Annotated in this window: 13 protein-coding genes; 8 read left to right on the top strand and 5 right to left on the bottom strand. The window is 64.1% G+C overall.

Annotated features, from left to right (window positions below):
• Positions 1-216: 216 nt before the first annotated feature.
• Both ACYP33_RS30435 and ACYP33_RS30430 read right to left on the bottom strand, forming a co-directional pair.
• Positions 217-645 carry a DUF3619 family protein gene (locus tag ACYP33_RS30435; RefSeq protein WP_459624987.1) on the bottom strand — a complete coding sequence of 143 codons (429 nt, stop codon included), beginning with the start codon at positions 643-645 and terminating at the stop codon, positions 217-219.
• Complete coding sequence (locus ACYP33_RS30430) at positions 642-1,205, bottom strand: RNA polymerase sigma factor (RefSeq protein WP_414442656.1); 564 nt, start codon at positions 1,203-1,205, stop codon at positions 642-644. Before ACYP33_RS30430 ends, ACYP33_RS30435 begins: the two co-directional genes overlap by 4 nt.
• Before the next feature lie 345 nt (positions 1,206-1,550).
• On the opposite strand from ACYP33_RS30430, the gene ACYP33_RS30425 reads away from it, so the two are divergent.
• The 6 genes from ACYP33_RS30425 to ACYP33_RS30400 all read left to right on the top strand — a co-directional run bounded on the left by ACYP33_RS30425 (position 1,551) and on the right by ACYP33_RS30400 (position 8,554).
• The gene (locus tag ACYP33_RS30425; RefSeq protein WP_414451363.1) at positions 1,551-3,314 is read left to right on the top strand and encodes an acetolactate synthase 3 catalytic subunit; all 1,764 of its coding nucleotides are present in this window, start codon (positions 1,551-1,553) and stop codon (positions 3,312-3,314) included.
• A 118-nt stretch (positions 3,315-3,432) separates the two neighbouring features.
• The gene (ilvN, locus tag ACYP33_RS30420; RefSeq protein ID WP_013698880.1) at positions 3,433-3,924 is read left to right on the top strand and encodes an acetolactate synthase small subunit; all 492 of its coding nucleotides are present in this window, start codon (positions 3,433-3,435) and stop codon (positions 3,922-3,924) included.
• 90 nt (positions 3,925-4,014) lie between these two features.
• Entirely contained in the window at positions 4,015-5,031 is a 1,017-nt protein-coding gene (gene ilvC / locus ACYP33_RS30415; protein ID WP_414442654.1) for a ketol-acid reductoisomerase, read from the top strand.
• Between the two features lie 118 nt (positions 5,032-5,149).
• Complete coding sequence (locus ACYP33_RS30410) at positions 5,150-5,794, top strand: phosphatidylserine decarboxylase (RefSeq protein ID WP_414442653.1); 645 nt, start codon at positions 5,150-5,152, stop codon at positions 5,792-5,794.
• Positions 5,795-5,809: 15 nt separating this feature from the next.
• Complete coding sequence (pssA, locus tag ACYP33_RS30405; RefSeq protein ID WP_414442652.1) at positions 5,810-6,676, top strand: CDP-diacylglycerol--serine O-phosphatidyltransferase; 867 nt, start codon at positions 5,810-5,812, stop codon at positions 6,674-6,676.
• Positions 6,677-7,012: 336 nt separating this feature from the next.
• Complete coding sequence (locus ACYP33_RS30400; protein WP_414442651.1) at positions 7,013-8,554, top strand: 2-isopropylmalate synthase; 1,542 nt, start codon at positions 7,013-7,015, stop codon at positions 8,552-8,554.
• Positions 8,555-8,680: 126 nt separating this feature from the next.
• On the opposite strand, the gene ACYP33_RS30395 is transcribed toward ACYP33_RS30400, so the two are convergent.
• The 3 genes from ACYP33_RS30395 to ACYP33_RS30385 form a co-directional block, all read right to left on the bottom strand.
• A complete protein-coding gene (locus ACYP33_RS30395) occupies positions 8,681-10,216 on the bottom strand; it encodes a SulP family inorganic anion transporter (protein WP_459625029.1) in 1,536 nt (511 codons plus the stop codon).
• A gap of 66 nt (positions 10,217-10,282) precedes the next feature.
• Complete coding sequence (locus ACYP33_RS30390; RefSeq protein WP_414442650.1) at positions 10,283-10,942, bottom strand: carbonic anhydrase; 660 nt, start codon at positions 10,940-10,942, stop codon at positions 10,283-10,285.
• Positions 10,943-11,345: 403 nt separating this feature from the next.
• On the bottom strand, positions 11,346-11,846 hold the full coding sequence (locus ACYP33_RS30385; protein WP_414451365.1) for a hypothetical protein: 501 nt from the start codon (positions 11,844-11,846) through the stop codon (positions 11,346-11,348).
• Between the two features lie 497 nt (positions 11,847-12,343).
• Here ACYP33_RS30385 and rpsO point away from each other — a divergent pair, with 497 nt between their 5' ends.
• Positions 12,344-12,613, top strand: coding sequence for a 30S ribosomal protein S15 (gene rpsO, locus ACYP33_RS30380; protein WP_414442647.1), 270 nt, complete (start codon positions 12,344-12,346; stop codon positions 12,611-12,613).
• A 320-nt stretch (positions 12,614-12,933) separates the two neighbouring features.
• Positions 12,934-15,069, top strand: a 2,136-nt coding sequence (pnp, locus tag ACYP33_RS30375) for a polyribonucleotide nucleotidyltransferase (RefSeq protein ID WP_459624986.1), incomplete at its 3' end; no start/stop codon positions are given.

Raw genomic sequence — 15,069 nt, 5'->3', positions numbered from 1 at the left:
TCGGCAGCGACAGGCTGACGACCGGCTGGGTCGCCGCCGGCGCGCTGGTGGCGGTTGCGGCCGCGGCCGCCGCGGGGCCGGCGGCTGCAGCCGGTTGATCATCGAAACGCGTGTAGGTGGCCGCGTAAGCAACCACGAGCGCGATCGCGCTCCCGAAAAATATCGCCAGTCCGCGTTTGTGAATCACCCCGTGCGTCCTTGTGTATCTGGTTGCGCTCAGCGCGTGTGCGACAAATAGGCGTTGAACCCGTGGTCGAGGTACGCATTGAGCGGCAGGTCATCGTTCAGCATGGCAGCGTCGATGTCGGCCAGTTCCGCCGTATGCTCCAGATTTTCCCAGTACGCGATGCCGACGATGCCGGCCAGCAGCACCAGCAGCGGCACGGCGCGCACCAGCCGGCGAGCGAGCGAGGCCGGCGGCCGGGCGGCCGGGCCGGGCAGCAGGCCGAAGCCGCCTGCCATGTTGCCCGCGAGCGCCGGCACCAGCACGATGCCGGGGTCGGGTTTCTTGCGCGCGAGCGCGGCTCGCCGCGCCACGGCCAGGCGGTCGGTGGCGGACGGGGGCAGATCCGCTGCGCGCTCGTCCAGTGCGCGGCGGATCTTCAGGGCAAATTCGAATTCTTTCTGTTCGGGAGCGAAGCTCATAGCGTGATTCCTTTGGCCTTGAGCGCTTGTGCCAATGCGTGCGTGGCCCGTGAGCAGTGCGTCTTGACGCTGCCTTCGGAACAACCCATGGCGGCGGCTGTTTCGGCAACATCCATATCCTCCCAATAACGCATCAGGAAGGCTTCCCGTTGACGTGCCGGAAGCTTGCGGATTTCGGCGTCGATCAGCGTGAGCACCTGCTCCCGTTCGAGGCGGGTTTCGCTGCTTTCGATACCGTTGCCATTGTCGGCCGTGTCGAGCGTTTCGAGCGGGTCGAAATCCTCGTCGTCGCCGCTGCCGAGCGACGAGAAGAGGCTGACCCAGGTGTTGCGGACCTTTTGGCGGCGGAAGTAATCGTGGATCGCGTTCTGCAGGATCCGCTGAAACAGCAGGGGCAGTTCGGCAGGGGGACGGTCGCCGTACTTCTCCGCAAGCCGGATCATCGCGTCCTGCACGATGTCGAGCGATGCGTCGTCGTCGCGCACGGCGTAGGCGGCCTGCTTGAACGCGCGCCGTTCGACGCTCGTCAGAAAATCGGCGAGTTCCTTGTCTGATGCCATTCCGGGAAAAGGTCTGCGCTCGAAGGGGCGGTAGGACGAAAAATTTCGTAAACGGGGCGGATGCTAACAAATTTTCGTGCCGGCCGGCACCTCACGTGGCGTCGCAGCAGCAGGCGAGGGTGCCTGCACGGCGGTGCTCGCCGGGCCGCTCGCCACACTCGGGATTTTTTTCTTGACCACTTGACGCCGACACTATATCGTCGCTGGTTCGCAATATAAGTGATGGTCTCAATTGAAGTTGGCCCAAGAAGCCAGCTTGTCAACTGGACGCGCCGCTTGAACCCGGATCACAAGTTCGGCAGAGAGCACCCGATCAATTTTTTTCCGAAAATTCGAAAGGTCGATATGAACATGCCCAGCGCGGAATTCTCCACGTCGGAACCCATTCCAGCCCCGTCGAGCGACTCGATCGGCGCCACCGTGCTCATGCAGGCACTGGCCGACGAGAACGTCGAATTCATCTGGGGCTACCCCGGCGGCTCGGTTCTCTACATCTACGACGAACTCTACAAGCAGGAAAAGATCCAGCACGTGCTCGTGCGCCACGAACAGGCGGCAGTGCACGCGGCGGATGCGTATGCGCGTTCGACGGGCAACGTCGGCGTGTGTCTCGTCACGTCCGGCCCGGGCGTCACGAATGCCGTCACCGGTATCGCCACCGCCTACATGGATTCGATCCCGCTCGTGGTGATCAGCGGGCAGGTGCCCACCGGCGCAATCGGCCTGGACGCGTTCCAGGAATGCGACACGGTCGGTATCACGCGCCCCTGCGTCAAACACAATTTCCTCGTGAAGGACGTGCGCGACCTGGCCGAAACGGTCAAGAAGGCGTTCTTCATCGCACGTACCGGCCGGCCCGGCCCGGTGTTGATCGACATTCCGAAGGACGTGTCGAAAACGCCGTGCGAGTACGTGCCGGTCAAGAGCGTGTCGCTGCGCTCGTACAACCCGGTCACCAAGGGCCATTCGGGCCAGATCCGCAAGGCCGTCTCGCTGCTGCTGTCGGCCAAGCGTCCGTATATCTATACGGGCGGCGGCATCATCCTGGCCGATGCGGCGCGCGAGCTGAACCAGTTCGCCGACCTGCTCGGCTACCCGGTCACGAATACGCTGATGGGCCTGGGCGGTTATCGCGCTTCCGATTCGAAGTTCCTCGGCATGCTCGGCATGCACGGTACCTACGAAGCGAACATGGCGATGCAGCACTGCGACGTGCTGATCGCGATCGGCGCGCGTTTCGACGACCGCGTGATCGGCGATCCGGCGCACTTCGCGTCGCGCCCGCGCAAGATCGTCCATATCGACATCGATCCGTCGTCGATCAGCAAGCGCGTCAAGGTCGATATCCCGATCGTCGGTGACGTCAAGGAAGTGCTGAAGGAACTGATCGAGCAATTGCAGACGGCCGAGCATGGCCCCGACACCGAAGCGCTCGCGCAATGGTGGAAGGACATCGAGGGCTGGCGCTCGAAGGATTGCCTGAAGTTCGACCGCGAAAGCGAAATCATCAAGCCGCAGCATGTGGTCGAGACGCTGTGGAAGCTGACCAAGGGCGAAGCGTTCGTGTGCTCGGACGTCGGCCAGCACCAGATGTGGGCCGCGCAGTTCTACCGCTTCGACAAGCCGCGCCGCTGGATCAACTCGGGCGGTCTCGGCACGATGGGCTTCGGCCTGCCGGCCGCGATGGGCGTCAAGATGGCCCACCCCGACGACGACGTGGTGTGCATCACGGGCGAAGGCTCGATCCAGATGTGCATCCAGGAGCTGTCGACCTGCAAGCAGTACGACACGCCCGTCAAGATCATCTCGCTCAACAACCGCTACCTCGGCATGGTTCGCCAGTGGCAGCAGATCGAATACAGCAAGCGCTATTCCCATTCCTATATGGATGCGCTGCCCGATTTCGTGAAGCTCGCCGAAGCGTTCGGCCACGTCGGGATGCGGATCGAAAAATCGTCCGATGTGGAGCCGGCGCTGAAGGAAGCGCTGCGTCTGAAGGATCGCACCGTGTTTCTCGACTTCCAGACCGATCCGACCGAGAACGTCTGGCCGATGGTTCAGGCCGGCAAGGGCATCACCGAGATGCTGCTCGGATCGGAAGATCTGTAACGGCGCGTTGGTGCGTCGCGCCCCGTGCTCCCGCTTCCATGAAGAGCGGGCGGCGCCGGGCGGCGCACAACGTGCATTCGAACTGGATTAGTCGAGATCTCATCGGGAAGAAGCGAACATGCGACACATCATTTCCGTGCTGCTGGAAAACGAACCGGGCGCGCTTTCGCGCGTGGTCGGCCTGTTCTCGGCACGTGGCTACAACATTGAAACCTTGACGGTGGCGCCGACCGAAGACAATTCGCTGTCGCGTCTGACCATCGTATCCATCGGCTCCGACGACGTGATCGAACAGATCACGAAGCATCTGAACCGCCTGATCGAGGTGGTGAAGGTCGTGGACCTGACCGACGGCGCGCATATCGAGCGCGAGTTGATGCTGATCAAGGTGCGGGCAGTAGGCAAGGAACGCGAAGAAATGAAGCGGATGGCGGATATTTTCCGTGGCCGCATCATCGACGTGACCGAAAAGACCTACACCATTGAATTGACGGGCGCGAGCGACAAGCTCGACGCATTCATCCAGGGGCTGGACGCCGGCGCGATTCTCGAAACCGTGCGGACCGGCAGCTCGGGCATCGGTCGCGGCGAGCGCATCCTGAAGGTTTGACGCCGCCGTATCGAACGGAGCCGGGTGCGCCGTCATGCCCCGGTAGCAGTACCCATTGAACGAACTCACTGAATTTGCGAAGGAATGATCATGAAAGTTTTCTACGACAAGGACGCTGACCTCTCCCTCATCAAGGGCAAGCAAGTCACGATCATCGGTTATGGCTCGCAAGGCCATGCTCACGCGCTGAACCTGAAGGAAAGCGGCGTGAATGTGACGGTCGGCCTGCGCAAGAATGGCGCGTCGTGGAGCAAGGCCGAGAACGCTGGCCTGACGGTCAAGGAAGTCGCCGAAGCGGTGAAGGGCGCCGACGTCGTCATGATGCTGCTGCCGGACGAGCAGATCGCCGAGGTGTACGCGAACGAAGTGCACGCCAACGCCAAGCAAGGCGCCGCGCTGGCCTTCGCACACGGCTTCAACGTCCACTACGGCCAGGTGATCCCGCGCGCCGACCTCGACGTGATCATGATCGCGCCGAAGGCACCGGGCCACACGGTTCGCGGCACGTACTCGCAAGGTGGCGGCGTGCCGCACCTGATCGCCGTTCACCAGGACAAGTCGGGCGCAGCGCGCGACGTCGCGCTGTCGTACGCGGCAGCGAACGGCGGCGGCCGTGCCGGCATCATCGAAACGAACTTCCGCGAAGAAACCGAAACCGATCTGTTCGGCGAACAAGCCGTGCTGTGCGGCGGTACGGTCGACCTGATCAAGGCCGGTTTCGAAACGCTGGTCGAAGCCGGTTACGCGCCGGAAATGGCCTACTTCGAGTGCCTGCACGAACTGAAGCTGATCGTCGACCTGATCTACGAAGGCGGCATCGCGAACATGAACTACTCGATCTCGAACAACGCCGAGTACGGTGAATACGTGACGGGCCCGCGCATCGTCACGGAAGAAACCAAGAAGGCGATGAAGGCTGTCCTGACGGACATCCAGACGGGCGAGTACGCCAAGAGCTTCATCCTCGAAAACAAGGCAGGCGCACCGACGCTGCAATCGCGCCGCCGCCTGACGGCCGAGCACCAGATCGAGCAAGTCGGCTCGAAGCTGCGCGCGATGATGCCGTGGATCGCGAAGAACAAGCTGGTCGACCAGTCGAAGAACTAAGCATTCGCCGAATGACGGCCCCGGTTTTCGGGGTCCGCTCCGAAAAGCCGCCCGAAGGCCGCAGTGCCGAGGGCGGCTTTTGTTATGCTACGGGCTTTGCTATTCACCGAACGTCACCATGAACTACCCTCATCCGATCATTGCGCGCGAAGGCTGGCCGTTCATCGCGATCGCTGCCGTCGTCGCGCTGCTGATCCATGCAGTCGCCGGGTTTGGCCTTGCCTGGCCGTTCTGGCTGCTGCTCGCTTTCGTGGTGCAGTTCTTCCGCGACCCGGCGCGCCCGATTCCCACCCAGGCCAACGCCGTGCTGTGCCCCGCCGACGGCCGCATCGTTGCGGTGGAAACCGCGCACGACCCGTACGCGAACCGCGAAGCGCTGAAGATCAGCGTGTTCATGAACGTGTTCAACGTGCACTCGCAGCGCTCGCCCGTGGATGGCGCGATCACCAAGGTCGAGTATTTCCCCGGCGCGTTCCTGAACGCGGCGATCGACAAGGCCTCCACCGAGAACGAGCGCAATGCGGTCGTGATCCACACCGGCAGCAACCATATCGTCACCTCGGTGCAGATCGCCGGCCTCGTGGCGCGGCGCATTCTTTGCTACGTGCGCAGCGGCGAGCCGCTCACGCGCGGCCAGCGCTACGGCTTCATCCGCTTCGGTTCGCGCGTGGACGTGTATCTGCCGGTCGGCAGCCGCGCGCGCGTGACGATCGGTGAAAAGGTCTCCGCATCGTCGACGATTCTTGCTGAATTGCCGCAGTAAGCGGCAGGAGGCTCGATGGCAGCATTCAAACCCCGCCGGCCGCGCAACGGCAAATCCCTGCCGCGCTCGTTCCGGCACAACAAGGTGATCGGCACCGATGCGGGCGCCGAACCGCGCCGCGCCGCGCGCCAGCAGTTCCTGCGCACGCGCGGCATTTATCTGCTGCCGAACGCGTTCACCACGGCTGCGCTGTTCTGCGGCTTCTTCGCCGTCGTGCAGGCGATGAACGTACGCTTCGAGATCGCCGCGATCGCGATCTTCGTGGCGATGGTGCTCGACGGCATGGACGGCCGCGTCGCCCGCATGACGCATACCCAAAGCGCGTTCGGCGAGCAGTTCGACAGCCTGTCCGACATGGTCTCGTTCGGCGTCGCGCCGGCGCTCGTGATGTACGAGTGGGTGCTCAAGGATCTCGGCCGTTGGGGCTGGCTCGCCGCGTTCGTCTACTGTTCGGGCGCCGCGCTGCGGCTCGCGCGTTTCAACACCAATATCGGTTCGGTCGACAAGCGCTTCTTCCAGGGGCTGCCGAGCCCGGCCGCCGCGGCGCTGATCGCCGGCTTCGTCTGGCTGGCGACCGACAACCGCGTGCCGCTCAAGCTGGGCTGGCTGCCGTGGGTGGCGTTCGTGCTGACGATCTACGCGGGCGTGACGATGGTGTCGAACGCGCCGTTCTACAGCGGCAAGGCGCTCGACGTGCGGCACCGCGTGCCGTTCGCGGCGATCCTGCTGGTGGTGGTGGCCTTCGTGTTGGTGTCGTCCGATCCGCCGCTGATGCTGTTCGGGCTGTTCGTGCTCTACGGGCTGTCCGGTTATGTGTTCTGGGGCTACATGGCGATCCGCGGCCGGGCCAATCCGGCCAGATCGTCGCAGCGCGAGCACTGAGGCCGATTTCGCTGCCTTGCACCCGGCGCAGTGCATCGCAAGAACGGCGACCTTCATCGGGTCGCCGTTTTTTATGGGCCCGGCCGGCCCGGTGCGCGGCCCGATTGCACGCCTGCCCGAATGCCGCTATATTCACCGCCATGACCGCATTTTCCCGCCTCTCCCGCCTCTCCCGCCTTCAAGCCGGTGCGCCCCTACGCGCACTAGCGCTAGCGCGCCTGCCGCGCTGATCGGTTTCGCCCTCCGTCAAGCCTCGTCTGTTGTAGAGCGTCGCCAGCGGTGGCGCGAACTCCATCGTTTTCTGGTTCACCTACAAAATCCCCCTGGAGCCTCCCCATGACAGACAAGCTGATCATTTTCGACACGACCTTGCGTGACGGCGAACAATCGCCTGGTGCGTCGATGACGAAGGAAGAAAAAATCCGTATCGCCAAGCAGCTCGAACGGATGAAGGTCGACGTGATCGAAGCCGGCTTCGCGGCCAGCTCGAACGGCGATTTCGATGCGATCCACACGATCGCGGGGCTCGTGAAGGACAGCACGATCTGCTCGCTGGCGCGAGCCAACGACAAGGACATCCAGCGTGCCGCCGATGCACTGAAGCCGGCCAACAGCTTCCGGATCCACACCTTCATCGCCACCTCGCCGCTGCACATGGAGAAGAAGCTCCGGATGACGCCGGATCAGGTGTTCGAGCAGGCGCGCCTGGCCGTGCGTTTCGCGCGCAAGTTCACCGACAACGTCGAGTTCTCGCCCGAAGACGGCAGCCGCTCGGACATGGATTTCCTGTGCCGCGTGCTGGAAGCCGTGATCGCCGAAGGCGCGACCACCATCAACATCGCCGACACGGTCGGCTACGGTGTGCCGGAGCTGTACGGCAACCTGGTCAAGACGTTGCGCGAGCGCATTCCGAATTCGGACAAGGCCGTGTTCTCGGTGCATTGCCACAACGATCTGGGCATGGCCGTGGCGAACTCGCTGGCTGGTGTGCAGATCGGCGGCGCGCGTCAGGTCGAGTGCACGATCAACGGTCTCGGCGAGCGGGCGGGCAATACCTCGCTTGAGGAAATCGTCATGGCCCTGAAGACGCGCAAGGATTACTTCGGCCTCGACGTCGGCCTCGACACCACGCAGATCGTGCCGGCGTCGAAGCTCGTCTCGCAGATCACCGGTTTCGTCGTGCAGCCGAACAAGGCCGTGGTCGGCGCCAACGCGTTCGCGCACGCCTCGGGCATTCACCAGGACGGCGTGCTGAAGGCGCGCGACACCTATGAAATCATGCGCGCGGAAGACGTGGGCTGGAGCGCGAACAAGATCGTGCTCGGCAAGCTCTCGGGCCGCAACGCCTTCAAGCAGCGCTTGCAGGAACTGGGCGTCGCGCTCGACAGCGAAACCGAACTGAACGCCGCGTTCACGCGCTTCAAGGATCTGGCCGACCGCAAGGCGGAGATTTTCGACGAGGACATCATCGCGATCGTCTCGGAAGAAGCCGCCGTGGTCGAGCGCGAGCACTACAAGTTCGTGTCGCTGTCGCAGCGCTCGGAAACGGGCGAGCAGCCGCACGCGAAGGTCGTGTTCTCGGTGGCCGGCGGCGAAGTGACGGGCGAGGCGCATGGCAACGGGCCGGTGGACGCGGTGCTCAACGCCATCGAAACCGAAGTCGGCAGCGGCTCCGAGTTGCTGCTGTACTCGGTCAACGCGATCACCACCGGCACGCAGGCGCAGGGCGAAGTCACGGTGCGGCTGTCGAAGAGCGGCCGAATCGTCAACGGCGTCGGCACCGATCCCGATATCGTCGCGGCCTCGGCCAAGGCCTATCTGTCGGCGCTGAACAAGCTGTATTCGGACGTCGACAAGCTCAATCCGCAACGTTCGTGATGTCGGCCTGGGCCGGCCCGCGAGGCTGGCTCAAGCCTGGACCACGCATGAAAACGCCCCGCGAGGCCTGATGGCTCGCGGGGCGTTTTTCATTGCGACGGCCGATTGCGCCGGTGCCGCGATCGATTACATGCTGCCCGGATTGCGCAGCGTCGAGAACGACCAGCGGTTGGCGTTGGCGCGCATCGGCTGCCGGTAGTCGACCAGAATTTCGCGCGCCGGCGCATCGGCGATGAATGCATCGATCAGGTCGCGCACGTCGTGGTCGATCGTGTCGGCGCGCGTGGCGTCGATGATCACGATGGCGCGGTCCGGAATCTGACGCAGGTAATGCTTGACCTGCACCTTGCCGAGAAACGAGACGTCCTTGCGGAACGTCAGCAGGTAGTGATCGTCGTGCTGCGCAAGCGTGGCCGGGCTGCGCAGGTTCGCCAGCGCCACCGCCAGCACGCTGATCACGATACCGAGCGCGATGCCGAACAGCAGGTCCACCGCGAGCACGCCCGCGATCGTCGCGACGAACGGAATGAAGGCGGCCGGCCCCTGCTTCGCGACGGCCTGGAACAGCTTCGGCTTGGCGAGCTTGAAGCCCGTGTGGATTAGGATCGCGGCGAGCGTGGCCAGCGGGATCAGGTTGATCAGCTCGGTCAGCAGGAACACGCTGACGAGCAGCAGCACGCCGTGCACCACGGCCGAGATCCGGCTTTGCGCGCCCGCATGCACGTTCACCGAGCTGCGCACGATCACCGAGGTGATCGGCAGGCCGCCGAATGCGCCGGCCACCAGGTTGCCCACGCCCTGCGCCTTCAGCTCGCGATTCGGCAGCGGCGGGCGGCGTTTCGGATCGATCTGTTCGACCGCTTCGAGCGACAGCAGCGTTTCGAGGCTGGCGACGATCGCGAGCGTGATCGCCACGCGCCAGACGTCCGGGTTCCACAACTGCGCGAAATGCGGGCCGAATTCCGCAGCCTGCAGGGCGCCCCCGAGCGAGGCCAGCGAATCGAGCGCGGGCAGGGCGACGCGGTGCTCGGCAGGCGGCGCGAAACCAGGCAACAACGTATTGAGCGCGAGCGTCGCGGCGATGCCGATCGCCACCACCACGAGCGGCGCCGGCACGTTGCGCACCAGCGCGAAGCGGCGCAGCGCGGGCAGATCCCAGGCGATCAGCAGTGCCAGCGAGGCGACCGCGATGACGGCCGCGCCGATTGCATGGGCGCTGAACGCGGCCGTACCGCCGTGCAGGCCGAGTGCGAACGGCACCTGCTTGACGATCAGCAGCAGGCCGATCGCGGCCAGCATGCCCTTGATGACGGGCGAGGGCACGTAGGCCGCCAACTGGCCCGCGCGCAGCATGCCGAGGCCGAGCTGTAACAGGCCGGACAGCACCACGGCGAGCAGGAACGCCGGAAAGCTGCCGAGCTGGGCAATGCCGTCGATGACGATCACCACCAGGCCGGCCGCAGGCCCGCTGACGGACAGCGGCGAGCCGCTCAGGAACGCGACCACCAGGCCGCCGACGATGCCCGAAATCAGGCCCGCGAACGGTTCGACGCCTGACGCGTTGGCAATGCCGAGACACAGCGGCAACGCGACGAGAAACACGACGGTGCCGGCGACGAAGTCGCGCGGGAACGTGGAGAAGACGTTGCGTAGATTCATGATGGGGATCGGATGGGAGAGCGAGAGGGCGGGCGCGCGGGCCGGGGCGAGAACCCGGCCGCGCCGGATTCAGGCGGCCTTCAGCGAGCCGGGATTGGCGAATTCGGTGGGTTCGATGGCTTGGGCCGACGTGGTGTCCGACGGCTCGTAGCCCGACGACAACACGTTCAGCAGGCCGTCCGACAACGAGAAGATCCAGCCGTGCACGAGCGGCGCGGACGTGCTGTCGCGCACGATAGGGTGTTCGCGCAGGCGTTGCACTTGCTCCAGCACGTTCAGTTCGGCGAGCCGGTTCGCGGCCGTATCGGCCGGCAGGGCATCGAGCGAACTGCGGTGGCGCGCCGCCAACGCGCAGAGCGGCGCGATGCGGCGCGCGACGTGCGGCAGATCGGCCGGCGGCGGCAGCAGCGAGGCGCGCACACCGCCGCAGCCGTAGTGGCCGCAAACGATCACGTGATCCACCTTGAGCACGCGCACCGCGTATTCGAGCACGCTGACGCTGTTGTCGTCGTCGGGATGGAACAGGTTGGCGATGTTGCGGTGGACGAACAACTCGCCCGGCGCACTGTGCGTGATCGATTCGGCGGGCACGCGGCTGTCGGAGCAGCCGAGCCACAGCACGCGGGGGTTTTGTCCCTGCGACAACGCATCGAAGAAGCCGGGTACGCGCTCGGCGGTTTCCCGCGCCCAGGCGACGTTGGCGGCGAGCAGGCTTTTGGCGTGATTCATCAGGAATCCTATTCAAATAGGCAAGATATGAACGGTGCGGGAGGCAACACGTTCGGCCGCGCTCTCCAAGTTGAAAGCTAGTTGGAAGGAATGTTAGGGGTTTATCTGGATGCGAGGCGGGGCTGAAACATTCTGTTTCAAATTACGGAAATGCGAATACGCTTTGCACCATTTTGGAAAAGAAATGGCTGATGGATGGTGCAGGGCATATCGATGAAAGTGCCGCCCATCAAGGAATGTGAGCGGAAAAAGCTACGAATCAGTTTGATAACTTAAAGATTATTTTTCCGATTTCATTGCGATATGAAGGAATCAATAAAAAAGGCCATTTCGCCGGTTGGCTGAAATGGCCTGAATCGATCCTGTCGAGAATGACAGTATTTTGAAAGATTATGGGTGCCGCTCAGAACGCCGCGCGACGGTCGGGATCGTGCAGCGGATCGGGTGTCTTCTGCGTGAGGCGCAGGATGCCCTGGTCGTCGAAATAGAAGCTGTACAACATGTACCAGACGTTGTCCTCGAGATAGCGGTACGTCCACACTTCGCGCTTCATCAGCGGGAAGTACGCGGTTTCCTCGGGGCGGCCGAAATTGACCAGCACGTCGGCCTTCTTCCACTTGCCGATCTCGGCGCGATAGAACTCGTTCGGTTGCAGCACCTGGCGCATGCTGCGCACCTTGCCGGCCGCGTCGACGTCGGCGGCGGTGGTGGTCTCGCCCATCGGCTGGGTCGGCCACATCAGGCGCTTGCCGCCGTCGGGCAGGTCGTAGATCTCGCCCGGCGGACCGAGCCGGGCGATCAGCGCCGACTGATCTTCTCCCGCCTGATAGCGCTGCCACGGTTGCGCGCAGCCGGCCAGCAGGGTGGCCGCCACGGCAAGCAGTACGGGAAGTCGTCGAAACATGCGGGTCTCCGTCGGATGCGATGCGCTGTTGTATCACCGCTCGGGTATCAAGTCACGCGCCGCGCGCGTGAGCCTGGCGTGCGGCTCCGGTATGATTCGGGTCCTGAATTCGGCTTGTAAGGAACGCCACGCCGGTTCCGATGGAAGCGCCTCGCTGCCGCCTGCATGGCGTTCATGCCGGTTACCCTGCGCGGGCAGGATCGCGTTGCGGAGCCGGTGTGATCGCGCTGATTGATCGAGCGCAGGTTCGGCCCGCTGGCGATGCCGGGCACCGCGATCATGCGCTTCGACAATGCCGACCCTGGTTTCCAACCCGCGCTGGCGTTGCCGGCGGCGCTCATCGAACGGCCATCGGCGGCATTCCGAACGGCGCCTCCAGGCAGGCAGCTTAGGCGGGCAAATGACTTGTGCTACAATGCCCGCCGGTTGTCAATTATGACAGCCGTCACGGCACGGCCATTCTTCCGTGTCCGCCTGTTCGCTAGAAAGGAAATCACATGTCGGTTGCAGATATCAAGAAGTCGGAAGTTGTTGCTAATTTCGCGCGTGGCGCCAACGACACGGGTTCGCCCGAAGTTCAAGTTGCGCTGCTGACCGCGCGCATCATCGAGCTGACGGGTCACTTCAAGTCGCACGCGAAGGATCACCACAGCCGCCGCGGCCTGCTGCGCATGGTGAGCCGCCGCCGCAAGCTGCTCGACTACCTGAAGGGCAAGGATGCCGACCGCTATCGCGCGCTGATCGAGAAGCTGGGTCTGCGTAAGTAAGCGGGGCGACGTTCGCCTCTCGCAAATGCCTGTGTCAGTCCGCTGATACAGGCATTTTGTTTTTCAGCGGTACGTCACGATTCGCCGTTGTCTGTACCGAGGGCGCCCGTCCGGAATCCGGACGCGCCGCCCGCCGGCCTGGTCGCCGGGTGGAGCTTTGTGTCATTCCAGTGCGGCGGTTGCCGTCACGCGCCAGTCCCGCCCTGGAATGGCATAAAAAACACACCTCCTTCCCGTCATGCCGGGCCGCACCGCCGCCGCGCACGCGGTTCGCAATCTCGCGCGGCGCATGCCATCAATGAACAAATCAAGGATCGACCATGTCTCTGTTCAACAAAGTCGTGAAGGAATTCCAGTGGGGCCAGCACAAGGTTCGTCTTGAAACGGGCGAAGTCGCCCGTCAGGCGAGCGGCGCCGTGATCGTCGACGTCGAAGACACCGTGGTGCTGGCGACCGTCGTGGGCGCCAAGTCGGCCAAGCCGGGCCAGGATTTCTTCCCGCTGACCGTCGACTACCTCGAAAAAACCTATTCCGCCGGCAAGATCCCGGGCGGCTTCTTCCGCCGTGAAGGCCGTCCGTCGGAGCACGAGACGCTGACCTCGCGCCTGATCGACCGCCCGCTGCGCCCGCTGTTCCCGGAAGGCTTCTACAACGAAGTCCAGGTCGTGATCCACGTTCTGTCGATCAACCCGGAAGTGCCGGCCGATATCCCCGCGCTGATCGGCGCGTCGGCTGCGCTGGCCGTGTCGGGCCTGCCGTTCAACGGCCCGGTCGGCGCCGCGCGCGTGGCCTACATCAATGAGCAGTACGTCCTGAACCCGACGCGCGAGCAACTGAAGGCGTCGAACCTGGATCTGGTCGTCGCCGGTACGGAACGCGCCGTGCTGATGGTCGAATCGGAAGCCGATCAACTGCCGGAAGACGTGATGCTCGGCGCCGTGGTGTTCGGTCACGAACAGATGCAAACGGCGATCGATGCGATCCACGAACTGGTGCGCGAAGGCGGCAAGCCCGAGTGGAACTGGCAGCCGGCGCCGAAGGACGAGGCACTGATCGCCTCCGTCACGGCAGCGGCGCAAGGCGACCTGCTGGCCGCCTACCAGATCCGCGACAAGCAAGCCCGTTCGGCCAAGCTGAAGGAAGTCTACGCCGCCACCTCGGCCAAGCTCGAAGCCGAAGCGACCGCAGCCGGCACGACGGCGGCCGACAAGGCCACGGTCGGCAACGTGCTGTTCGACATCGAAGCGAAGATCGTCCGTTCGCAGATCCTGAACGGCGAGCCGCGTATCGACGGCCGCGACACGCGCACGGTTCGCCCGATCGAAATCCGCAGCGGCGTGCTGCCGCGCACCCACGGTTCGGCGCTGTTCACGCGCGGCGAAACGCAGGCGCTGGTGGTGGCCACGCTCGGCACCAAGGGCGACGAGCAGATCATCGACGCGCTCGAAGGCGAATACCGCGAGCGCTTCATGCTTCACTACAACATGCCCCCGTTCGCCACCGGCGAAACGGGCCGCGTCGGCTCGCCGAAGCGTCGCGAAATCGGCCACGGCCGCCTCGCGAAGCGCGCGCTGGTCGCCTGCCTGCCGAGCGCCGAAGAATTCGGCTACTCGATCCGCGTCGTGTCGGAAATCACCGAATCGAACGGCTCGTCGTCGATGGCTTCGGTCTGCGGCGGCTGCCTGGCACTGATGGACGCCGGCGTGCCGATGAAGGCGCACGTCGCCGGTATCGCCATGGGCCTGATCCTCGAAGACAACAAGTTCGCGGTGCTGACCGACATCCTCGGCGATGAAGATCACCTCGGCGACATGGACTTCAAGGTGGCGGGCACGGAAGCCGGCGTGACGGCCCTGCAGATGGACATCAAGATCCAGGGCATCACGAAGGAAATCATGCAGGTCGCACTGGCCCAGGCCAAGGAAGGCCGTCTGCACATCCTCGGCAAGATGAAGGAAGCCGTGTCGGGCGTGAACACGCAGCTGTCCGAGTTCGCACCGCGCATGATCACCGTCAAGATCAACCCGGAAAAGATCCGCGACGTGATCGGCAAGGGCGGTTCGGTGATCCGCGCGCTGACCGAGGAAACGGGCACGACGATCGACATCTCCGACGACGGCGTCGTGACCATCGCGAGCACGAGCAGCGAAGGCATGGCCGAGGCGAAGAAGCGCATCGAGCAGATCACGGCTGAAATCGAAATCGGTCAGGTCTACGAAGGCGCGGTGCTCAAGCTCCTCGATTTCGGCGCGATCGTGAACCTGCTGCCGGGCAAGGATGGCCTGCTGCACATCTCGGAAATCGTCAACGAGCGTGTGAAGGACATCAACGACTACCTGAAGGAAGGCCAGGTCGTGAAGGTCAAGGTCATCCAGGTGGACGAGAAGGGCCGTGTGCGCCTGTCGGCCAAGGCACTGCTGAACGAAGCAGGGCAACCGGGCGACGCACCGCAGCAG

Source organism: Burkholderia sp. 3C (assembly GCF_054589155.1).
The sequence above is the reverse complement of the archived record's forward strand: the minus strand, read 5'-3'. Positions and strand labels throughout refer to the sequence as shown.

Excerpts from the sequence above, each read along its gene's own strand:
- pssA (WP_414442652.1), top strand. The coding sequence starts at position 5,810 with ATGGCAGCATTCAAACCCCGCCGGCCGCGCAACGGCAAATCCCTGCCG.
- ACYP33_RS30390 (WP_414442650.1), bottom strand. The coding sequence starts at position 10,942 with ATGAATCACGCCAAAAGCCTGCTCGCCGCCAACGTCGCCTGGGCGCGG.
- ACYP33_RS30385 (WP_414451365.1), bottom strand. The coding sequence starts at position 11,846 with ATGTTTCGACGACTTCCCGTACTGCTTGCCGTGGCGGCCACCCTGCTG.
- rpsO (WP_414442647.1), top strand. The coding sequence starts at position 12,344 with ATGTCGGTTGCAGATATCAAGAAGTCGGAAGTTGTTGCTAATTTCGCG.
- ACYP33_RS30410 (WP_414442653.1), top strand. The coding sequence starts at position 5,150 with ATGAACTACCCTCATCCGATCATTGCGCGCGAAGGCTGGCCGTTCATC.
- ACYP33_RS30435 (WP_459624987.1), bottom strand. The coding sequence starts at position 645 with ATGAGCTTCGCTCCCGAACAGAAAGAATTCGAATTTGCCCTGAAGATC.
- ilvC (WP_414442654.1), top strand. The coding sequence starts at position 4,015 with ATGAAAGTTTTCTACGACAAGGACGCTGACCTCTCCCTCATCAAGGGC.
- ACYP33_RS30430 (WP_414442656.1), bottom strand. The coding sequence starts at position 1,205 with ATGGCATCAGACAAGGAACTCGCCGATTTTCTGACGAGCGTCGAACGG.
- ACYP33_RS30425 (WP_414451363.1), top strand. The coding sequence starts at position 1,551 with ATGAACATGCCCAGCGCGGAATTCTCCACGTCGGAACCCATTCCAGCC.
- ilvN (WP_013698880.1), top strand. The coding sequence starts at position 3,433 with ATGCGACACATCATTTCCGTGCTGCTGGAAAACGAACCGGGCGCGCTT.
- ACYP33_RS30400 (WP_414442651.1), top strand. The coding sequence starts at position 7,013 with ATGACAGACAAGCTGATCATTTTCGACACGACCTTGCGTGACGGCGAA.